The sequence below is a fragment of the Oxalobacteraceae sp. CFBP 8761 genome (assembly GCA_014841595.1).
In the GTDB taxonomy this organism is placed as follows: domain Bacteria; phylum Pseudomonadota; class Gammaproteobacteria; order Burkholderiales; family Burkholderiaceae_D; genus Telluria.
This window is the reverse complement of sequence record JACYUE010000002.1, coordinates 284958-305557: the sequence shown is the minus strand read 5'-3', so window position 1 is coordinate 305557 and position 20600 is coordinate 284958. Positions and strand designations below refer to the sequence as shown.

Below are 20600 nucleotides of genomic sequence, written 5' to 3'. Positions count from 1 at the left end.
CCAGCTTTGCAAGGCGACCACAACCGTAATGGCTTTACCAAGAGTGTTTCATCGCCGCCAAGGCGGCTCACTCTGTAGCGCGGCCGATGCGCGCAGCGCCATGTGGACGATCCGGCATCCATGCCAGATTGTCCACATGCCCGTCTTGCTGCACGTCACACCAAATCCTTTACAAAATTAGTGCCCATAGGCATCATCCCTTGATCCGCCGGTGACTCTGGCGTCCTGGTCACTTTCCTGAGGTACCCACACCCGGCTCATATGGCAGCAGTCCTCCCTCATCCGACCACCGGCACACCGTTGTCGGGCCTTGCGCGCGCGCTCGTCCAGGCCAACCGCCTGAGCGCCGTGCAGGCGGACATGCTGCACAAGAAGGCCGCGCAGGAAAAGATCGCGTTCATCGATGCGCTATTGGCCAGTGGCGCGATCGAGGCGCGTACGCTGGCCGCCTTTTGCGCCGAGACGTTCGGCTATCCGCTGCTCGACCTGTCGGCCTTTTCGGTGGGCGTGCTGCCCGCCAGCGCCATCGACGCCAAGCTGATGCAGGCCCAGCGCGTGATCGCGCTGGCCAAGCGCGGCAACAAGCTGTCGGTCGCGCTGTCCGACCCCACCAACAGCCAGGCGCTGGACCAGATCAAGTTTCAGAGCGAGGCCACGGTCGAACCGGTGATCGTGCCGCACGACGCCCTGCTGGCGCTGCTGGCAGCCATCGCCAAGGGCGCCGAGCAGGACCTGAGCGACCTGGCCGGCGAAGAAGCGGCGATCGAGTTCGCCGACGACGACAAGGAAGCCGCGCCGCCCGAGGCGGCCAACGATGTCGAGGACGCGCCAATCGTGCGCTTCCTGAACAAGATCCTGATCGACGCGGTGACGATGGGCGCATCGGACATCCACTTCGAGCCCTTTGAAAAGTTTTACCGCATTCGCCTGCGCGTGGACGGCGTGCTGCGCGACCACGCCTCGCCGCCACTGGCGATCCGCGAAAAGCTGGTCTCGCGCATCAAGGTGCTGGCGCGCCTGGACATCGCCGAAAAGCGCGTGCCGCAGGACGGCCGCATGCGCCTGATCATGTCGGCCACGCGCACGATCGATTTTCGTGTCAGTACGCTGCCCACGCTGTTCGGTGAAAAGACCGTCATGCGTATCCTGGACGCGACCCAGGCCCAGATGGGCATCGACGCGCTCGGCTACGATCCCGACCAGAAGGCGCTGCTGCTCGACGCCATCGCCCGCCCCTACGGCATGGTGCTCGTGACCGGTCCGACCGGCTCCGGCAAGACCGTTTCGTTGTACAGCTGCCTGAACCTGCTCAACAAGCCGGGCATCAATATCTCGACCGCGGAGGACCCGGCCGAGATCAACCTGCCCGGCGTGAACCAGGTCAACGTCAACGAAAAGGCCGGCCTGACTTTCCCCGTTGCTTTGAAGTCCTTCTTGCGCCAGGATCCCGACATCATCATGGTCGGCGAGATCCGCGACCTGGAAACAGCCGACATTGCGATCAAGGCTGCGCAGACGGGCCACATGGTGTTTTCGACGCTGCACACGAACGATGCGCCGTCGACACTGACGCGCCTGATGAACATGGGCGTGGCGCCGTTCAACATCGCCTCGTCCGTCATCCTGATCACGGCCCAGCGCCTCGCGCGCCGCCTGTGCACCTGCAAGCAACCGCTGGCGACGAGCCACGAAGCGCTGCTTGCCGCCGGCTACCGTGAGACCGACATCGACGACTCGTGGCAGCCGTACGGCCCGGTCGGCTGCGACCGCTGCCTGGGCTCGGGCTACAAGGGCCGGGTCGGCATCTACCAGATCATGCCGATCTCGCCCGCGATCGAAGCACTGATCCTCGCCAATGGCAATGCGATGGAAATCGCGGCCCAGGCCGAGAAGGAAGGCGTGAATTCGCTGCGCCGCTCGGGCCTGATGAAAGTCAAGCAAGGCCTGACCAGCGTCGAAGAAGTCCTCGGCTGCACCAACGAATAAGACCCTGAACAGGAACCCCCATGGCAACTTCCCTATCCCCCAAGAGCCGCGGCGCACAGGTCAAGGAGAACGTGTACGCGTGGGAAGGCAAGGACAAGACCGGGCGGACCGTGCGCGGCGAAGTGCGCGCCGGCGGCGAAGCGATCGTCAACGTGACGCTGCGCCGCCAGGGCATCATGGTCACCAAGGTCAAGAAGAAGGTCTACCGCAGCGGCAAGAAGATCACCGACAAGGACCTGACCATGTTCACGCGCCAGCTCGCGACGATGATGAAGGCCGGCGTACCGCTGCTGCAATCGTTCGACATCGTCGGCAAGGGCCACGGCAACCCGTCGATGGCCAAGCTGATCCAGGATCTGCGCAACGACGTCGAGACCGGCACGAGCCTGAACCGCGCATTCCGCAAGTTTCCGCTGTACTTCGATCCGCTGTTCTGCAATCTGGTCGGGGCCGGCGAACAGGCCGGTATCCTGGAAGACCTGCTCACGCGCCTGGCAATCTACAAAGAGAAAACGCTCGCGCTCAAGGGAAAGATCAAGTCGGCGCTGACCTACCCGATCGCCATCCTGGCCATCGCCTTCATCGTCACCGCCGTGATCATGATCTGGGTGGTGCCGGCCTTCAAGCAGGTGTTCGAAAGCTTTGGCGCCGATCTGCCCACGCCCACGCTGGTGGTGATGGCGATCTCGGACTTCTTCGTCACCTGGTGGTACCTGATCTTCGGCTCGATGTTCGCCACCGGCTACTTCTTCTTCCAGGCCTGGCGCCGCTCGCTGAAGATGCAGCAGGCGATGGACCGCCTGCTGCTGCGCCTGCCCATCTTCGGCCCCGTGATCCGCAAGGCCACCATCGCGCGCTGGACGCGCACGCTGGCCACCATGTTTGCTGCCGGCGTGCCGCTGGTGGAGGCGCTCGATTCGGTCGGTGGCGCGTCCGGCAATGCCGTCTACCTGGAAGCGACACGCAAGATCCAGAACGAGGTCAGCACCGGCACGAGCCTGACGGCGTCGATGCAGAATGTCGACGTGTTCCCGAACCTGGTGATCCAGATGGTGCAGATCGGCGAAGAATCCGGCTCGCTCGACGCCATGCTGGGCAAGGTCGCGGACTTCTTCGAGGAAGAAGTCGACGAGGCTGTCGCGGCGCTGTCGTCGCTGATGGAGCCGTTGATCATGGTGATTCTGGGCGTGCTGATCGGCGGGCTGGTGGTGGCGATGTATTTGCCGATCTTCAAGCTGGGTTCGGTGGTGTAAGCGAGGTCTGCAGGTTTTTGGATAACTTCGCGGTAAACGCGGCGTGGATCTCAACTAGGCCGCAGCAGCTCTACCTCTGTCCCGGGTAAAGCTACAGCCTGAGTCCGTCCGCCTTTCCTTGCTTGTGAAAATGTGCGCATCTTCACCGCTTTGAGTGTGCCAAACTTTTGATCCTCCCCTCATCTGGAAGCGGATCTCATATGCATCGAGCATTTGGCATCGCAGTCCTGGCCGCCATGTTTTTCACGCCCGCCGTCGGTGCTGAAGCGCCTGCCCAAACCATATCTGTTTCGTTGGCACGTGAAGTCGCCGGCAAGACGGTCGCGCTTGTCGAAAGCCGTGGCCTGTACCCACGCCAGCAGGCGGAATACGACCGGGCCAGGATGGCACTGCTGGCCATACTCGAAGATCAGCCGTCGGACATCGAGCGAACAGAGCTGTACACACGCATCACCGGTCTTCTGGCGACCCTCGACACGAACGGGCATAGTTTCCTGATCCCTGCACGCCATGAGTTGACCACACTGCGCACGCAATCAACGTCAACCGATCTTCCACCAGCGACTTTCCAGGTGCTGCAAACAAGCAAAGGCAAAGTACTGCGCTGGACACCGCCGCCTGTCGTCAATAGCACCATGACGGCCCTTGGCCCCTACCTGACACGCTTTCATGACGAGGCGGAGACAACGCCCGACATCGCCGACGCCTGCGCCCTGGTGGTCGACCTGAGCGAGCAGACTGGTGGTAATGCCTGGCCGCCCTTGGTGGCAATGTCGCCGTTGTTCAGCGATGCCAACAACGCGATGTGGGTCGACCGGGACGGCAAGCGTACGGCGCTGATGAATCGTGCCGGCCTGGAAGACATGCGGCAGAGGACGGGTGAAGGCCGTGCCAATCCGCTAAGCCGCTTCGACCAGGGACCGCTGGCGGTCGTTACCGACAAACGCACGTCGAGCGCGGGGGAAATGTTGTTGATTGCCCTGCTGGGCGAGGCCAGAGTGCAGACTTTCGGCAGCACCTCGTCTGGGATGACGACTGCCAACGCGACCTATCCTTTGCCGGATGGCTCGACCCTGGTGTTGACGCAATCCCGGTATGCGATTGGAGACGGGCCGGTGATTCGTGGAGGGGTCGAACCGATGCGCCAGATTCACCCGGGAGAGAGCTCAGTTGATCGGGTTGCCAGCGCTGCTGATTGGGTAGCGGCAAACTCCGCAAGTTGCCGTCCCACCGAGCACAAATAACAGCTATCGAACAAAGCCGTAGGCAGTGCCGTCCGCAGCGCCGGGCCGTCTTAATTCGATTCGTACATCTGCTGCATCTGCTGTAGTTGGGTCTCCATCGGCGGCAAACCCATGGTACGGCGGCGCTCGTCCAGCCGGGCAGGGTCCGCAACCAGGTAGAGCTTAAGAGGCGCGACCGACTCATACTGAGTACCGTACAACTGTGCTTTACCATCACTCTTCAGCACACGGTCTTCCAGCATCGCGAGATCGGATGCTGGCATCTCACCGCGCGAGACTGCCTTGCGCAACAATGGCAGGTAAGTACGCTGGCTCGCTGAGTCAGCGTGCTGCAGGACCATGAAAGCATTCTTCGCATAGGCAGCGCCGGCGAAGCGCATGCCTGGCCAACCATAGCGCTTTATGATGGATGCCAGGCGGTTCATGTTGGCCTTGTCGATTGCTTCTTGGCGCGCCCAGGCGTCCTTGTCCAAGTGCGCCGGGTTGGCGCGAATCGACTGGTCCGACGCTCCCATCGCCCTCAGGTCCTCCAGCGCGTGCGCCTCTTCAGCGTCAAGCTCCTCCGAACGTAGGATGAGATCGTCGCCATATAAAGTGATCGGGGTAGCATTCTCCATAATCATGGTCAGCTGCACGTGACCACTGGCATGGAAACCCTCAGCCGTCCAATCCTGCTTGATCGCATCGACGTTGATCTGGCGCTGCCCCTGGCCAGGCAGCAGAACCAAGCCAGCGATCTCCTTGCCGTCGGCGAGCAACGAGATAATGGTGCGACGAGGCTTGGTTGTCTCAGCAGCGAAACCAGGGTCAGGAAGGCAGAGAAGGATTAGCAGCGCCGTACAGCAGGTAAAACTTTTCATTCATTCGACTCCTTTTCCAGCTGAGTCTACCAAATCACAATGGCAACTAATCTCACTGAATCTCTCCGCCATAGTAGCCAGGGTCAGGTCTGACATTTGGACACGGACTCTTCCTTAATCCGGTGACAGGGCTCTCATAAATAGACTTTTGTTAAGCTCGTGTGTGAATGCCAGACCTTATCCTCTCCGTGCGTTGAACTCGTGTCCGAATGCCAGACCTGACCCTGTTCGTGTGTGACCCTGTTCGTGCAAGCAATGAGTGCCAAGACCATGTTCGTGTATGTCCATTGTCGACCTTGAACTCAACCGGTCGGTGCGCGCTCCAGACGTGCCCGCACGTCAAGTTCGTTTTTCAGTTTGGGAACATATGGACGGCTTAAGCATGCTCAGCCCGCCTCGCTGCGGTCGCGGCCGGCCGCCTTGGCGCGGTAGAGAGCGGCGTCAGCGCGCGCCATCAGGGCTTCCAGGCTCTCGTCCGGTGCCTGCTGGCTGGCGATGCCGATGCTGACCGTGTAGTCTGGCACGTCGCCGCCGCGCGCTGCGAACAGCGACGCATGGAGCCGTTGCGCCATCGCTTTCGCCCGCTCGGCTGTGGTTCTCGATAGCAGCACGATGAATTCCTCACCGCCAAAGCGCGCCACGTGATCGATCTCACGCAGGGCCGAGATGGTAGTGCGCGCCGCATGCACCAGTACTTGATCGCCGACTGCATGGCCGTGCTGGTCGTTGATGGCCTTGAAGTAGTCGAGGTCGATGCTGAGCAGGGAGATGGGCGCGCCGTGGCGTTTCATGAGCGCCACCTCGCGGCGGTAAGCGGCGGCGAAACCGCGTCGGTTCAGCACCCCGGTCAGCGGGTCCGTGCAGGAGCGGTGCTCCATTACAACCTGCAGGCGCCGGGTAGCGATGATCATAAAACCCACCGACATCATCAGCGTCATGAAGTTGGCGGTTAACAGGAAAATGCCCTGTACCGTGCTGTTGCTGGCGTTGCTGGTGCCAACCGCGCCATTGAGTGCCGCGACGAACCGCAACAGCAGTACCATGGACTGCACCAGCAACAGCGAGCCGAAAAACAAGCTGGAGAAGTGGCGTTCACCATGACGCACCAGCAGCACCAGTTGCGCCACGTAAAACGATAGCGTCAACAATGAAAACACTGCTACCCGCAACGCGTAGTCCTGGGTGATCACATACCAGCCGACCAGACAGCCCATGCCGGCCACCCATGCCAGCGCCAACCACCACCAGCTCGGCTTACGGCCATAGAATAACTGGGTGCCGATCAGCATCAGCCCGGCAGCGCCCAGCATGGTGCTATTGGCCACGAACAGCAACAGCCCTTCCGGAATCAATGGCCCCGCGCAGAATAGCAAGCCGCTCACCGTCAGCGACAACATGCCGAGCGCCTGATGGCCCAACCCTCGCACTTCGACAGGAAAGCTACGGTACGCGGAAAACAACACAATGGTCATCGCCGCCGCCATCATGGTCGACGTAAGAACGATGGTTGCAGGATCAAGCAATGTCACGGTGGAAAATCGGGAGGGGTCGTAATCCGCGAGGATACCAGCAACCTCTACCATGCCGTAAGGCTGGTCGGCTTCCCGGTCGTTTCTGCACCACACTATTATTTTGGCCCCGAGTAACGAGAACAACCTGACGTCCAATTATCGCTGTTTTCGTCTGTAGACAGACCAGGGCTACATCGCAAACACGCATCTCTATAGCCATTGGCCGCTTATAACAACGTCCGCCCTCTCCCGCCTCTCAAAAATCGTAGCGCAGCCCCACCGCCAGCGCACGACCGCCACGCACGCCCGCATCCACGTCCGCCAGGCCGCCACGGCGCGTCGTCAACGCCGCCGTTTCGGCTTCCCGATACAGCTCGGCAAACAGCCTGGCGTCACGCGACAGTGCGTAGTCGATGCCAAGGTGGATGATCTCGTCGCCGTAGTTGTCCACCTTCGCAAGCATCAGCTTGATCGTGCTCTTGCCCAGCGCATAGTGGCCATACAGATTGATGGCGCGGTTGCCATCGGTCGAGAAGCCGCCTGGCTGGCGGTTGCCCGTCTCGAATGCCTCGTACTTCACTGCGAGATACAGGGCATCGGCCTGGTGGCTCAGCGTGACCCCATAGATGCGGTTCTTGCCATAGCCCGCGTCGCCCCGGTCATCGACCCCTGCCGCCAGACGGGTGTCGCCGCGGACATATGTCGCCACTGCCTGCCAGCGCCGGTCATCGATGCGCGAGGTCGAGCGGCGGTTGCCGCTGCTGGGCGCATAGCCTGCGCCAAACGACAGGCCGTTGTAGTCCGGGGTCGTGTACGCCAGCGTCTTGGCTACCCGGAACACGGTGTAGGTCGCATAGCCGCTGTAGTACGTACTGAACATGTCCACCGGCGCCGCCACGGCGTTGTAGTAAGGCATCCACTGCTGGCCGTAGGTGAGCGCGCCGAGCGTGCCCTTCACGCCGACGCTGGCGATGCGGATGTTTTCATCCTGGTCGTAGGGGTCGCGCAGTCTGGCATTGGCGACGTCGACCGGCAGCTCGACCTGACCGACGAGCGCCAGACCCGCATTGATCGGGTATTGGCCGCTGACGCCCACGCGCGAATACGCGTCGCGCAGGCCAGTGTAAGAATCAGCACGGTCGGGGTGGACCGATTCGACTTGGGTGCGCAGCGAGCCGTAGAAGTCGAGCTCCGGCGTGTCCTGCGCGAACGCGGCGCTGCAGCAGAGAGAGCCCGATAATGCAAACGCCATGCGGGCAGGTGTGGTGGTAAGGAAGGTCATCGATGGTCTCCAAAGGTCAGGACCATAAGGTCATAGTAAAGCGGCAAGATGGGTGGCCACCGGCATCAGCCCGAGCACCAGTTCACGCACCCCGTCCCAGACGATCTGCACGCCCAGACACAACAGGATGAACGCGGTCAGGCGCAGGAAAACAGCGGTCCCGGCTTCGCCGATCAGGCGCAGGAAATGTTCGCCATAGCGGAACGCCAGGTACAGCAGCACGCCAATCAGGCCCAGGGCGAGCAAGGCGCCGCCCATGCGCGCCAGTGAAAACACGACCTTGACATCATGCAGGGCAACACCGACCGTGATGGCGACGGCGATCGAGGCCGGCCCGCAGCTGATCGGAAAGGTCAGCGGATAAAAGGCTTGCCGCTGGGCGTGTTCCGGCGTGAAGGTTTCGGCCAGGGAGGCGCGGCTGTCAGGCGTGGCAGGCGTCGCCCCGAGCAGGCGCCAGGCGACGGACGCCAGGATCAGGCCACCGCCAATGCGCACGATGGGCAGCGAGATGCCGAAAAAATCGAGGACATACGAGCCGATCAGCATCGAACCGGCCATCAGCCAGAACATGTTGCGGGCGATACGGCGTGCCAGCAGCGTCCGGATCGGCGGCGATGCGCCTTCGGTCAGGCTCAGGAAAATCGGCGCAGTGGCGGCCGGATTAAGGATTGGCAACATCGTTACCAATACAAACAGGAAGCTCCTGGCTGCCACCAGAATAAGTTCGATCGTCATGGATAGTCCGGCAGCCCCGTCAGGCTGCACCTCGGTTGCCAGCGCATAGGGCCGCTGGCGTGGTGATTGTTGACGTGCACACCTTCAAGCGAAACACGACGCGTGCCGATGTGGAACCTGCCGTCGTCGCGGGGGCTCTTAGTCTCACAGCATAAACTGTACAGGAAGGTCGGGTGGGATGGACACACGCCTGACGTCGCTCGGTGATGTGCGAAGGTGCGTTGAACGCGTGGGCGCGAAACCCGCCCACCCTACCCGTGAAAAAAAGCGGCGCCGCCAGCACCCGACCATTCAATGACCGTGTACCGACGGCGCCGCCGTCACGCTACCCTCACACGTTTAGTGCTTGGTATCGCCCTTGTCCATCTCGTGGATCTCGTGGTCCTTCAGTGCCTTGCGCACCTTGGCCACATCGGCTGCACCGACTGGCGCGGCCTTGTTACCCCAGGCATTGCGCACGAAGGTGGTCAGGTGCGCCGTCTCTTCGTCCGACAGACGCCATGCGAAGCCCGGCATTCCCAGTTCCGATGGCGCCGTTTTGGTCGATGGCAGGCGTGCGCCGGCCAGGATCACGCGGATCAGCGAGCTCGGGTCCTGCTGCAGCACGGTCGGGTTGCCCGGCAGCGCCGGGAACACATTGCCCGAGGCCTTGCCGTCGACACGGTGACAGGCCGAGCAATTGTCCAGGTACAGCTGGACACCGCGCTGGCTGTCGTCGCCGCTCATGATGGTGTCGACCGTCGCCGTGCTGGCCGTGAAGCTGGCTTTCTTGTTGCCCGTGGCCGGCAACGTCTTGAGGTAGCCGGCCATGGCGCTCAGGTCGTCATCCGTCATGTTCTGCGTGCTGTGCAGGACGACGTCCTGCATCGGCTCGCCGAGCACGCCGGAATGGCTGTTGCGACCGGTCTTGAGGGTATCGACGATATCCTTCTCGCTCCAGTTGCCCATGCCGTCGACCTTGTCACCACGCAGGTTCACCGCGAGCCAGCCGTCGATCAGCGGACCGCCAGCCAGGTACTCGGGACCGGACTCGTCCAGCGCCAGCTCGTTGAGCGTGGCGGCGCGTGGGGTGTGGCAGGTGCCGCAGTGACCCAGGCTCTGCACCAGGTAGGCGCCACGCGCGATGCGCTGGTCAGCGTACTTCGACAGGTCCATCGGGCCCTGCACCGGCACGAAGGTCTTGCGCCAGATGCCAAGCGGCCAGCGGATAGACAGCGGCCAGCGGATGTCGGCCGCGCGGTTCGCGGCGCTTGCCGGCGCCACACCATGCATGAAGTAGGCGTACAGCGCGCGCAGGTCGTCGTCGCTCATGCGGGCATACGACGGGAACGGCATCGCCGGATACAGCGTGCCGCCGGCCGGCATGATGCCGTGGCGGATCGCGCGATCGAAATCGTCCAGCGTGTAGTTGCCGATACCGGTCGTCTTGTCGGGCGTGATGTTCGTCGAGTACATATTGCCGATCGGCGACTGGATCACGCGGCCGCCCGCGAAGGCTTTGCCGGCTGGCGCCGTGTGGCAGGCGATACAGTCCGAGGCGGTAGCGACATAGCGCCCCTTCTCGATCAGGCTGGCATCAGGCTTGGCGCCCGCTGCAAGCTGCGGGCCGGGTTCGATCTTGCGCGTCTCGGTCGGCGCGACGGCATAGCCGTACATGCCGGCAACCACCAGCGCGCCAACGATACCAAGGGTCAGGAGGACTTTTTTCACAGGTTTTTTCGTCGTCATCTGTTCGTCCTCTTATGCCTGGACCAGTGGGCCTGGGTTCTTGATGTACTGCTCACGGATCGCCTTGGCACACCAGTAGGCCAGCGCGCCGACCATGCCGGTCGGGTTGTAGCCATTGTTCTGCGGGAACGCATTGGCGCCCGGCGCGAACACGTTCGGCACATCCCACGATTGCAGATACTTGTTCAGGGCCGACGTCTTCGGGTTGTCGCCCATGATGGCGCCGCCGACCGTGTGCGTGCTCTGGTACTGGTTGATGTTGTAGTGGCTGCCCGCCTTTTTCGCATCGCCCTTGATGGCCAATGGATTGAGCACCTGGCACATGTCCTGCGCCTTGCCGACCAGATATTGCGACGCGATGATTTCGTTCTCGTGCCAGTCGAACGTCATGCGCAGCAGCGGGCGGCCGAAACCATCCTTGTAATTCGGATCGAGGTCGAGATAGGCATCGTCGTACGACATGCACGAGCCCTGCACTTCGAAGTAGAACGAATGGCGCATCGCGTCCTTGGCGCCCTTCTTCCAGTCGCTGCCCCAGCCCGGCACGCCCGGTGCGGTCGCGATGCCGCGCACCGGACCGCCGCCCGGCTGGCGCGCCCAGATGATGCCGCCGCCGATGAAGCCGGTCTTGGTCGGATCGTTGCGGTTGCCGTTCAGGTCATCGAACGTGGCGCCGCCGCCGCCAATGCCCATGAACTGGTTGGCGTGCACGCTCTCGTCGAAGAACAGCGAGACGCGGTTCAGGTTCTGGTACGAGTAGTTCTTGCCGACGGTACCGGTCTTGGTGACGGGATCGTAAGCCGGGCCAATGCCCGAGAGCAGCATCAAGTGCACGTTGTAGAGCGAGAACGCGGCCAGGATGACAATGTCTGCCGGCTGCTCGGTCTCGCGGCCCTGGGCGTCGAGGTAGTTCACGCCGGTGGCCATCTTGCCGTCCGGCGTCAGATTGACCTTCATCACTTGCGCCATCGTGCGCAGATCGAACCCCTTGCGGCCACGCAGCACCGGCAGGATGTTCGCGTTCGGGCTCGCCTTTGAGTAGTTCAGGCAGCCATAGTCGGAGCAGAAACCGCAGAAGTTGCACGGTCCCATCTGGCAACCGTACGGGTTGACGTAAGTGCCCGACGCGTTCGAGGCCGGAATCGGGTATGGGTGGTAACCCATCGCGTTGGCGGCCTTGTAGAAGTATTCGGCGCCCAGGTAGTCCGGGTTCGGCCCCAGCGGGAATTCGCGCGAGCGCGAACCTTCGTACGGGTTACCGCCGGCAACTTGCGCGCCATTGATGATGCCGCCCTTGCCCGAGGTGCCGCACACGTATTCGAAGTGATCGAAGTGCGGTTCCAGATCTTCATACGTGATCGGGAAATCCTGGATCGACATGCCGGCCGGCAGGATCTTCTTGCCGTACTTCTGCTCCATGATGCTGCGGATCTTGAAGTCCTCTGGCAGCGCGCGGAAGTGGCAGCCCGACCAGTGCGAACCGGCGCCACCGACGCCCGTACCCGGCTTGAACGAGCCCATGCGGCGCATCGGCACGGCCGACGTGGTGCCGTTGTGGCGGATGGCGATGGTTTCCTGCGCCAGCGACTGCAGGTACTTGCGGTGCACCGAGCCTTCGAGCTCGTCGATTACGCGCGGATAGGCGAAGTCGGGCTGCGTGTCGCGGTCAGGACCGCGCTCGAGCACGACGACGTTCATGCCGGCGTCCGTCAATTCCTTGGCAATGATGGCGCCAACCCAGCCCATGCCAACGATCACTGCATCTGTTTTTGGTTTTACGATTGCCATGCTTTATCCCCTCCGTCCCGCCAGATCGACCGGTCCGAGCGGATACGGTTTGTCGCGAATCTTGACCCACTCGAGATAATCGCCCCGCATGCCGGGGTAGCCGATCATCTTCCATGCGCCCATGTTCTTGTTGCCGCCGTGGCTCGGGTCGGCAAAGTAGCCGGCGCGCACTTCGGCGAGGAAGTCAGCGAAGAACAGCTTGGACGAAATGTCGGCCAGCTTGATCTTGCCTTCTTCGAGATCCTTCAGCACCGCCTCCTGCATGCGCAGGTCGAGGTCGGCAAACGCCTTGCCCGAGAAGCTGCTGGCGCAATGCGCGTCGACAGCCTTGATGCCCACGCGGATGATGTCCTTGAGCGCCAGCTTGCCCTGGTAGCCGAATTCGGACGTCGCTTCGAGGAATGGCCCCTGCATGTACCAGATCGCGCCGGCGGCGTATGGTGTCTGCATATGGCGGTCGAGGAATTCCGGCACGCCCAGTTCGACGGCGCCAGGGCCGTGCTGGTCATGCGGGATCAGCCGATCGACGGCAGCGATGACGAATTTCCATTCGGTCGCGGTGAAGAATTTGGGGGTGTAGGCGTCAGGCTTGCCTTCGGCCGGCGCTGCGGCCGTCGCGTTGGGCAAGTTCTGCTGGATCGCCGCTGCCGCGCCCGCACCCATCGGCACGAAGACCAGGGTCTTGATGAGCGTGCGGCGCCGGGAAGGAGATTGCTGGTCATCGGACATAATGTCTTTGCTCCATATTGACGTTGGATATATATGCATCAGGCATCTCGCATGATAACAACGCTGACCTTGATATGCTATTGGAAATCCCGGAGCGGGAATTGGTGTTATTCATTTGGCGTCGTTAATTGACACTGTTTCAGTGTGATCCTTTCGCGTTCATTTCCGCATGGGGAAATCATCCACAGCATCACTAATATATTTACAAATGAAACATTCGAATATTCAGAAATTTCAAGAGTTTCAATTCGATGGATGGATTACGCACTTGTGCGGATACCGTGATGCATGACGTGATTGCCGCACAGATACACCGGAATGGTCGTCAATACGAATGTGTCTCGATGGGCAGAGTTCGGGGATAACCCGCGGAAACGTGTGGGCGTAGAAGGCGTCGCGATCAGCACGCGAGGAAGACAAATGCTACTTTGGCAACGCCTGCCGGCACGCCGACATGCGTTCAGGGTGTGACAACAAAAAACTTCACACGTTGCATAAATGAAACACTGTAACAGTCGTTTTTAATACAGGCAAACACCCTCTCATGCCGCTCTGCCTGACCACGTCCGACGAAAAGAATTGATAATAATATCAAGCCAATAATGTTTTCATATTTCTGCCCAGTGGTATATGGCCGAGATGTAATGACAAGCCCATGCACATTTTTAATACTCCCATCACTGAATATGATGAGATGGAAATAAATCACCGGTATGGCATCACGCCACCATCGAATTCGAATAGTCATTGGCTGGGAGCAGCAAATCCCGGCACTGCATTTACGACAATTGTGTACGTATTGCACGCCATGCCCAGATTAATGTTTCACGCAGCAACGCGGCGCCCATTACCCATGGTCGTTGCTGTTCCAGCACACGCTGGCATACACGCTGGGGCAAGAAGAAACGCCTGAACATCGACACGCCTTGCGCACGCATGCTCTGGAAACAACCGCCGGCAACGGTCGCGTCGAACCCATCCCCGGCGCGCAGCAGGTACAGCGCCGTCCCCGAACACATTGCGATATCGGCCCGGGCATCGCGCGCCAGTGAGCTCAGCCCATGCCGGTACGACAGCACGATCGTCCGGTGCAGGTCGGGCAATTCGAGATGCAGCGGGCGCAGTATGCCGAGCCATTCCAGCAGCCTGGCCAGGCCGTGCAACTGCACGCCGACGCGGTCGCGATAGCCAGCGAACGCCTCTTTCAGCTCGGCCAGCGTGGCCTGGCCCGGACGGGGCAATGGCGCAGGTTGCTGGCGCCAGCGCGCCATCCAGTACGTCAGCGCTTCGTCGTGCTGCGCGCACAAGGCGGCCGGTGTTGCAGCTGGCAGATCGAAATGCGCGCCGGGCTGCATGAACCGGATGACGCCACGCAGCGCAGCCAGCCCTGGCGCCTCGAGCACGTCCAGCGGCGTGGGACGGCCGTGATTACGCCACGCATTGTCGATGCGGCTGAAGTGCGCGAATGAGGCAACCGGCACGACCAGCCGTGGCCGGAATGCGTCGATCTGGCACGCCATGCGCCCGATGCCGCGCCCGGCCGCTGCTTCGTCCTGCGTCGCATGGGCGGCAAAGCTGGTCAGCAGTACATCGACACGCACGTGACGCGCGCGCAGTTGCGCGGCGGCGCAGCGGCACGCAGAAGCGGTGGCCAGCGCCCGTTCGCCCAGGTGCAGCAGCGTGTGGTGCCCGCATGTGATCAGGCAATAGGACTCGTCCTCGTCGGTGGCACGGGCCGTCAGGCGCAGGCCGGGGGCCAGCGCGCGCGGCGCGCCGACGGGGCATGTCGCAATGGCCAGGCAGTGACGCCGCAATCTGTCGGCCAGGCGTGAGTCGCCCTCGCGGCACAGAAAGGTGGCGATGCCGCGAAATTCGGCGCGAAATCGCTGCACGAAGGAGTGCGACAGGTGCTCGGGCCGGCTACTCGAGCACCAGACAAACACCGGCAAACTGCTTGCGTTGAGTGCATCGATCACGTGCGCGTCGCGGGTAGTGTCGTCAATCAGGCGACAGGCATTGTTGTGCACGGTGCCTTCGAGCCACGGGTCGACCAGCAACAGCGCATGGTCGGTGCGCAGCAACCAGCTGGCGTGGTTCAGGAATGTGAAGGTCGGAGTTGGCATGGGTGTGATGGCACGGGACGTCAATACGATCGAGTCTGGTGCGTGGCCACGCACGACGCGTGAGGCGTCGCAATCGTGCGCGGGAACCGGCAAAGCACTTCGCCAAACGGGGGAAACGCCCTACAATAAGGTTGTTCTACAGAATCTACCGTGCAGCTTGCCAGTACTGCACGCCACCCGACCCGAAACGACCGACATGCCCCTGGAATTCCTTCTGTTTGCGCTCCCTGCGCAGCTCGCACCCACGCTGGTGGCGGCCCTGCTGGGCCTGTTGGTCGGCAGCTTCCTGAACGTCGTCATCTACCGCATCCCGAAGATGATGCAGCGCGAGTCCGACAACTATGTTGCGCAAGAAAGCGGCCAGCCGCCACCGCACACGGACCGCTTCAACCTGACCGTGCCCCGCTCCGCCTGCCCGTGCTGCGGGCACCGGATCACGGCGATGGAAAACATCCCGGTCATCAGCTACCTGGTCCTTGGTGGCAAGTGCCGCAAGTGCAAGACGCCGATCTCACCGCGCTATCCGGCTGTCGAACTGTTCACCGCCATCGTCTCGGGCTTGCTGGTCTGGACCTTCGGCAGCGGCGCGATGGGCATGGCCAGTCTGCTGTTTGCGTGGCTGCTGATCGCCATGACCTTCATCGACTACGACACGCAGTTGCTGCCGGACGACCTGACCTACCCGCTGCTGTGGGCGGGCCTGCTCATCAACCTGAACGGCACCTTCGTGCCGCTGCAGGACGCCGTCATCGGCGCCGCCGCCGGTTACCTCGTGCTGTGGTCCGTGTACTGGCTGTTCAAGCTTGCCACCGGCAAGGAAGGCATGGGCTACGGCGACTTCAAGCTGCTCGCCGGCCTGGGCGCGTGGCTGGGCTGGACCGCGCTGCCGACGATCATCCTGCTGTCGTCGGTCGTTGGCGCGATCGTCGGCATCAGCCTGATCGTGTTCGCCAAGCGCGCACGCGACAAGGCTATCCCGTTCGGCCCTTACCTGGCGGCGGCGGGCCTGCTGACGATGCTGTATGGCGCGCAGCTGGGCGGCTTCACGGCGGGCCTGTTCGGATGAGCACAACATTTTCGGTAGGACTCACCGGCGGCATCGGCTGCGGCAAGAGCACGGTCGCAGACCTGTTTGCCGCGCTCGGCGCAACGATCGTCGACACCGACGTCATCGCCCATGCGCTGACCGCGCCGCAGGGCGCGGCGATGCCGGCCATCGTGGCCGAGTTCGGGCCCGACTTCGCGCAGCCGGACGGCGCGCTCGACCGCGCCCGCATGCGCACCCTCGTGTTTTCGGATGCCACCGCGCGCGCGCGGCTGGAAGCCATCCTGCACCCACGCATCCGCGCCGCAACCGAGGCCGCCGGCCAGGCGGCCACGGGCACCTACGTCATCTATGTCGTGCCACTCCTGATCGAATCGGGCAGCTGGCGCGAACGCGTCACGCGCGTGCTGGCCATCGACTGCAGCGAGGATACGCAGGTGGCGCGCGTCATGCAGCGCAGCCATCTGTCCGCTGACGAGGTGCGCGCGATCATGGCAACCCAGGTCACGCGCGCCCGGCGCCTGGCCGAAGCCGACGACGTCGTCGACAACGACGCCGGTCTGGAGGCCCTGCGGGCGCAGGTGCAGGCATTGCATGAACGGTATCTCGCGTTAAGTCTGTAACAATAGTGATGCAGGGTTTGTAATTTCGGGCCGCATGGTTCAGAATCACGCAGTTGCCTTCCAGCCTACATTCAGAGGAATGTCATTTTGATCGTCTACGAATACCCTTTCAACGAGCGGATTCGCACGTTGTTGCGGCTGGAAGACCTGTACGAGAAATTCAAGTTCTTCGTGCATCAGGAACACCCGATGCAGCACCATGTCGCGCTCGCGACGATCTTCGACATGCTGGAAGTGGCCGGCCGCGCCGATCTGAAATCCGATCTGCTGCAGGAGCTCGAGCGCCAGAAGCAATCGCTGCTGGCCTACCGCAGCAATCCGGCCGTCGTGGCCGAAACCCTCGACGCCGTGCTCGCCGAACTCGATGCGGCCAGCAGCGCGCTGGTCGCGAGCCAAGGCAAGACCGGGCAGAACGTGCGCGAGAACGAGTGGCTCATGAGCATTCGGGGCCGCACGATCATCCCGGGCGGCGCCTGCGAGTTCGACCTCCCGTCGTACTTCGCCTGGCAGAAGCGCCCGTTCGACAAGCGTTTTGACGACATCATGGGCTGGTTCGGCCCGCTCTCGCCGCTGCTCGAGGCGCTGTCGCTGGTCCTGCGCCTGCTGCGCAACTCCGGCGCGTCGGTCAAGATGTTCGCGGCCGCTGGCAGCTACCAGCAGATGTTGCAGGGTAAAATCTACCAGATGCTGCGCCTGACGCTCGACGAAACCACCGGCGCGATCCCCGAGATTTCTGCCAACAAGTACATGCTGTGGGTGCGCTTCACCAGCCAGGACGGCGACTGCAAGCCCAAGCCACTCGAAGCCGATGTGCCGTTCGACCTGACGCTCTGTAATTTTTAACTGATTGACCGTACGATGACCGTTGTCTCCTGCCCTACCTGCAGCAAGAAAGTCGAATGGACCGAGGCGAACAAGTATCGCCCGTTCTGCTCCGAGCGTTGCAAGCAAATCGACCTGGGCGCCTGGGCCGAAGAAAAATTCGTCATTCCCGGCGCCGTGCCGGCCGATCCGCTCGATCCGTTCGACGAACCGCCACCGCCACAGCCACCACAGCGCTGACCGCCGGATGCGCGGCTAGGTCACGCTGCGGATCCCCTGCGGCACCACCACCGGCTTGTTGCGCCGCCCGTAGCGGTCCATGAACAGGCCTTCCAGGCCAATCTCCGGCTGCCTTCCCGACAGCATGTCGGCCAGCACGCGTCCCGAACCACATGCCATCGTCCAGCCCAGCGTGCCGTGGCCCGTGTTGAGGAACAGGTTGCGATACGGTGTCGGCCCGATCACCGGCGTGCCGTCCGGCGTCATTGGCCGCAGGCCGCACCAGAAAGATGCCTTGCCCACGTCGCCGCCATCCGGGAACAGATCGGTGACCGAGTGTTCGAGCGTGTCGCGGCGCGCCTGGTGCAGGCGCAAATCGTAGCCTGCAATCTCGGCCGTGCCGCCCACGCGGATGCGGTCACCCAGGCGCGTGATTGCCACCTTGTAGGTCTCGTCCATCACCGTCGATTCGGGCGCGCCCGAGGCATCCGTGATCGGCACCGTGATCGAGTAGCCCTTGACCGGATAGACGGGGACGTGGATACCGATCTGGCGCAGCAACTGCGGCGAGTAGCTTCCCAGCGCCATGACGAAGGCATCCGAGGTCAATGTGCCCTGATCGGTCACGACGCCGGTGACACGGTCGCCTTCCGTCGTCAGGCGTTCAATCTTGAGGCCATAGCGAAACTTGACGCCCAGGCCCTCTGCCAGTCTGGCCAGGCCCTGCGTGAACTTGAAGCAGTCGCCCGTCTCGTCATTCGGCAGCAGCAGGCCGCCGACATACTTGCCGGGCACCCGTGCCAGCGCCGGCTCGTAGCGCGTGCAGCCAGCCGGGTCGAGCAATTCGTACGCCACGCCCGACTGGCGCAGCACCTCGGTGTCCGTGTGCGCGCCGTCGAGCTGCTTCTGGGTGCGAAACAGCTGCAGCGTGCCCTGGCTGCGTTCATCGTAGGCAATGCCGGTGTCACGCCGCAGCTGCACCAGCACGTCGCGGCTGTATTCGGCCAGGCGCACCATGCGCGTCTTGTTGATCTGGTAGCTGTGTGTATTGCAGTTGGCAAGCATCTGCAGGATCCAGCGCCACTGGTGCACATCGAGCTTGGGCCGGATCACCAGGGGGCTGTGCTGCATCGTCAACCACTTGAGCGCCTTGGCCGGCACGCCCGGCCCGGCCCACGGCGTTGCATAGCCGGGCGAGATTTCGCCGGCGTTGCCGAAGCTCGTTTCCAGCCCCGAACCGGGCTGGCGATCGATGACGGTCACATCATGCCCGGCCTGGGCCAGGAAATACGCCGATGCGGTTCCGATGACGCCACTGCCGAGAATGATGATCTTCATGCGATGAACTTTACGTTATAGAGTCCGGATAGCGGACGCGGTCGAGCCATTGGAGCAACGGGATCGTTGCCGGCAGCAGCGGGCTGACGCCGTACGCGCCCTGCCAGGCAAACGCCTGCCCTTCCAGGCTTTGCGGCTCGCCAGTCCACTCGCGGCAGATGTAGAAATACAGGCGCACATGGGCGTGCTCGTAGACGTGTTCGACGCAGCACCAGGCCTCGCCGCTCACGACCTGGACCCCGAGTTCTTCCATGAACTCGCGCTGCAGCGCCGCGAAAATGTCTTCGCCGGCTTCGACTTTCCCGCCCGGGAATTCCCAGTAGCCGGCGTAGGGCTTGCCGTCCGGGCGCTGGCCGAGCAGTACGTCGCCATTCGGGCGCATCAGCACGCCGACGGCGACATCGACGGGTTTGGCTTTCACATTACTCATGCGTCTTGATCCGGCAACTTGCCCGCATAGTCCTTCGCGAACTGCCACGCTACGCGGCCCGAGCGCGAGCCGCGCTGCAAGGCCCACTGCAGCGCTTCGGGCCGCGCCGCCGTGATCTGCCCCGGCGTGCAGCCGAAGCTGGCGAGCCAGTGGCCGACGATGCCCAGGTAATCATCCTGGCGGAAGGGGTAGAACGACAGCCACAAACCAAACCGCTCGGACAGCGAGATTTTCTCTTCGACCGTCTCGCCCGGATGCAGGTCACCATCGGCGCCATGCTGGTAGCCGGCGTTGTCCGACATTTTCTCGGGCATCAGGTGACGCCGGTTGGACGTCGCGTAGATCAGCACATTGTCGGACTGCGCCGAGATGCTGCCATCGAGCGCCACCTTCAGCGCCTTGTAGCCGGCCTCGCCCTCTTCGAACGACAGGTCGTCGCAAAAGATCACGAAGCGCTCGGGCCGGCCCGCCACCAGGTCGACGATATCGGGCAAGTCGGCCAGGTCGGCCTTGTCGACTTCGATCAGGCGCAGGCCCTGGTCGGCGTAGCCATTCAGGCACGCTTTAATGAGCGACGATTTGCCGGTGCCACGCGCGCCGGTCAGCAGCACGTTGTTGGCCGGGCGGCGCGCGACGAACTGGCGCGTGTTCTGCTCGATCTGGCGCTTTTGCGCGGCGACATGGTGCAGGTCGTCCAGGTTGATGGTCGACGCGTGCAGCACCGGCTGCAGGTAATTGCCGGCGCCGCCAGCGCGCCGGCGCCAGCGGAAGGCCGTGCTGCGCTTCCAGTCCGGCTCGCGGGCATGCGCGGTCGGCAGCACGGCCTCGAGGCGCTCCAGCAGCCCTTCGGCCCGGCGCAGGAACTGGTCCAGTGGCGACGTCAC

The 20600-nt window shown here is 62.7% G+C and carries 18 protein-coding genes; 7 read left to right on the top strand and 11 right to left on the bottom strand.

The features are described from left to right. Nucleotides 1–261: 261 nt before the first annotated feature. From pilB to IFU00_13790, 3 genes are all read left to right on the top strand, one after another. A complete protein-coding gene (gene pilB, locus IFU00_13800) occupies nucleotides 262–1986 on the top strand; it encodes a type IV-A pilus assembly ATPase PilB (protein MBD8543354.1) in 1725 nt (574 codons plus the stop codon). 20 nt (nucleotides 1987–2006) lie between these two features. Then, nucleotides 2007–3239: a type II secretion system F family protein gene (locus IFU00_13795; protein ID MBD8543353.1), complete on the top strand. Its 1233-nt coding sequence runs from the start codon at nucleotides 2007–2009 to the stop codon at nucleotides 3237–3239. A 200-nt stretch (nucleotides 3240–3439) separates the two neighbouring features. Continuing rightward, nucleotides 3440–4483, top strand: a complete 1044-nt coding sequence (locus IFU00_13790) for a hypothetical protein (protein MBD8543352.1) — start codon at nucleotides 3440–3442, stop codon at nucleotides 4481–4483. Nucleotides 4484–4533: 50 nt separating this feature from the next. Here IFU00_13790 and IFU00_13785 read toward each other — a convergent pair whose 3' ends face one another. From IFU00_13785 to IFU00_13750, 8 genes are all read right to left on the bottom strand, one after another. Next, entirely contained in the window at nucleotides 4534–5343 is an 810-nt protein-coding gene (locus IFU00_13785) for a hypothetical protein (protein ID MBD8543351.1), read from the bottom strand. Between the two features lie 386 nt (nucleotides 5344–5729). After that, a complete protein-coding gene (locus IFU00_13780) occupies nucleotides 5730–6815 on the bottom strand; it encodes a GGDEF domain-containing protein (GenBank protein ID MBD8543350.1) in 1086 nt (361 codons plus the stop codon). A gap of 295 nt (nucleotides 6816–7110) precedes the next feature. Beyond that, entirely contained in the window at nucleotides 7111–8136 is a 1026-nt protein-coding gene (locus IFU00_13775) for a porin (GenBank protein MBD8543349.1), read from the bottom strand. A 30-nt stretch (nucleotides 8137–8166) separates the two neighbouring features. Next, nucleotides 8167–8871, bottom strand: a complete 705-nt coding sequence (locus tag IFU00_13770) for a MarC family protein (protein ID MBD8543348.1) — start codon at nucleotides 8869–8871, stop codon at nucleotides 8167–8169. 339 nt (nucleotides 8872–9210) lie between these two features. Beyond that, nucleotides 9211–10599: a cytochrome c gene (locus IFU00_13765; GenBank protein ID MBD8543347.1), complete on the bottom strand. Its 1389-nt coding sequence runs from the start codon at nucleotides 10597–10599 to the stop codon at nucleotides 9211–9213. A gap of 12 nt (nucleotides 10600–10611) precedes the next feature. Further along, nucleotides 10612–12387 carry a GMC family oxidoreductase gene (locus tag IFU00_13760; protein MBD8543346.1) on the bottom strand — a complete coding sequence of 592 codons (1776 nt, stop codon included), beginning with the start codon at nucleotides 12385–12387 and terminating at the stop codon, nucleotides 10612–10614. Between the two features lie 3 nt (nucleotides 12388–12390). Further along, nucleotides 12391–13116: a gluconate 2-dehydrogenase subunit 3 family protein gene (locus tag IFU00_13755; protein MBD8543345.1), complete on the bottom strand. Its 726-nt coding sequence runs from the start codon at nucleotides 13114–13116 to the stop codon at nucleotides 12391–12393. Nucleotides 13117–13895: 779 nt separating this feature from the next. Then, the gene (locus IFU00_13750; protein ID MBD8543344.1) at nucleotides 13896–15239 is read right to left on the bottom strand and encodes a hypothetical protein; all 1344 of its coding nucleotides are present in this window, start codon (nucleotides 15237–15239) and stop codon (nucleotides 13896–13898) included. Nucleotides 15240–15435: 196 nt separating this feature from the next. On the opposite strand from IFU00_13750, the gene IFU00_13745 reads away from it, so the two are divergent. From IFU00_13745 to IFU00_13730, 4 genes are all read left to right on the top strand, one after another. Next, nucleotides 15436–16305, top strand: a complete 870-nt coding sequence (locus IFU00_13745; protein MBD8543343.1) for a prepilin peptidase — start codon at nucleotides 15436–15438, stop codon at nucleotides 16303–16305. Next, complete coding sequence (locus IFU00_13740; GenBank protein MBD8543342.1) at nucleotides 16302–16907, top strand: dephospho-CoA kinase; 606 nt, start codon at nucleotides 16302–16304, stop codon at nucleotides 16905–16907. Before IFU00_13745 ends, IFU00_13740 begins: the two co-directional genes overlap by 4 nt. Nucleotides 16908–16994: 87 nt before the next feature. Continuing rightward, nucleotides 16995–17750 carry a cell division protein ZapD gene (gene zapD / locus IFU00_13735; protein ID MBD8543341.1) on the top strand — a complete coding sequence of 252 codons (756 nt, stop codon included), beginning with the start codon at nucleotides 16995–16997 and terminating at the stop codon, nucleotides 17748–17750. Nucleotides 17751–17765: 15 nt separating this feature from the next. Beyond that, a complete protein-coding gene (locus tag IFU00_13730) occupies nucleotides 17766–17969 on the top strand; it encodes a DNA gyrase inhibitor YacG (GenBank protein MBD8543340.1) in 204 nt (67 codons plus the stop codon). A gap of 15 nt (nucleotides 17970–17984) precedes the next feature. Here the strand turns inward: IFU00_13730 and IFU00_13725 are convergent, their stop codons facing one another. Genes IFU00_13725 through IFU00_13715 form a run of 3 tightly spaced genes read right to left on the bottom strand, consistent with a single transcriptional unit; the run spans nucleotide 17985 to nucleotide 20600 of the window. Further along, complete coding sequence (locus IFU00_13725) at nucleotides 17985–19286, bottom strand: D-amino acid dehydrogenase (protein ID MBD8543339.1); 1302 nt, start codon at nucleotides 19284–19286, stop codon at nucleotides 17985–17987. Between the two features lie 10 nt (nucleotides 19287–19296). Then, a complete protein-coding gene (locus IFU00_13720; GenBank protein MBD8543338.1) occupies nucleotides 19297–19716 on the bottom strand; it encodes an NUDIX domain-containing protein in 420 nt (139 codons plus the stop codon). Next, nucleotides 19713–20600, bottom strand: coding sequence for an ATP-binding protein (locus IFU00_13715; GenBank protein MBD8543337.1), 888 nt, complete (start codon nucleotides 20598–20600; stop codon nucleotides 19713–19715). The genes IFU00_13720 and IFU00_13715 overlap by 4 nt, the downstream gene beginning before the upstream one ends.

Bases quoted from the DNA above. Each gene is read 5' to 3' on its own strand.
- IFU00_13790 (MBD8543352.1), top strand. From the start codon at position 3,440: ATGCATCGAGCATTTGGCATCGCAGTCCTGGCCGCCATGTTTTTCACG.
- IFU00_13740 (MBD8543342.1), top strand. From the start codon at position 16,302: ATGAGCACAACATTTTCGGTAGGACTCACCGGCGGCATCGGCTGCGGC.
- IFU00_13760 (MBD8543346.1), bottom strand. From the start codon at position 12,387: ATGGCAATCGTAAAACCAAAAACAGATGCAGTGATCGTTGGCATGGGC.
- IFU00_13755 (MBD8543345.1), bottom strand. From the start codon at position 13,116: ATGTCCGATGACCAGCAATCTCCTTCCCGGCGCCGCACGCTCATCAAG.
- IFU00_13725 (MBD8543339.1), bottom strand. From the start codon at position 19,286: ATGAAGATCATCATTCTCGGCAGTGGCGTCATCGGAACCGCATCGGCG.
- IFU00_13795 (MBD8543353.1), top strand. From the start codon at position 2,007: ATGGCAACTTCCCTATCCCCCAAGAGCCGCGGCGCACAGGTCAAGGAG.
- pilB (MBD8543354.1), top strand. From the start codon at position 262: ATGGCAGCAGTCCTCCCTCATCCGACCACCGGCACACCGTTGTCGGGC.
- IFU00_13730 (MBD8543340.1), top strand. From the start codon at position 17,766: ATGACCGTTGTCTCCTGCCCTACCTGCAGCAAGAAAGTCGAATGGACC.
- IFU00_13785 (MBD8543351.1), bottom strand. From the start codon at position 5,343: ATGAAAAGTTTTACCTGCTGTACGGCGCTGCTAATCCTTCTCTGCCTT.
- IFU00_13775 (MBD8543349.1), bottom strand. From the start codon at position 8,136: ATGACCTTCCTTACCACCACACCTGCCCGCATGGCGTTTGCATTATCG.
- IFU00_13765 (MBD8543347.1), bottom strand. From the start codon at position 10,599: ATGACGACGAAAAAACCTGTGAAAAAAGTCCTCCTGACCCTTGGTATC.
- IFU00_13780 (MBD8543350.1), bottom strand. From the start codon at position 6,815: ATGACCATTGTGTTGTTTTCCGCGTACCGTAGCTTTCCTGTCGAAGTG.
- IFU00_13750 (MBD8543344.1), bottom strand. From the start codon at position 15,239: ATGCCAACTCCGACCTTCACATTCCTGAACCACGCCAGCTGGTTGCTG.
- IFU00_13745 (MBD8543343.1), top strand. From the start codon at position 15,436: ATGCCCCTGGAATTCCTTCTGTTTGCGCTCCCTGCGCAGCTCGCACCC.
- IFU00_13720 (MBD8543338.1), bottom strand. From the start codon at position 19,716: ATGAGTAATGTGAAAGCCAAACCCGTCGATGTCGCCGTCGGCGTGCTG.
- IFU00_13770 (MBD8543348.1), bottom strand. From the start codon at position 8,871: ATGACGATCGAACTTATTCTGGTGGCAGCCAGGAGCTTCCTGTTTGTA.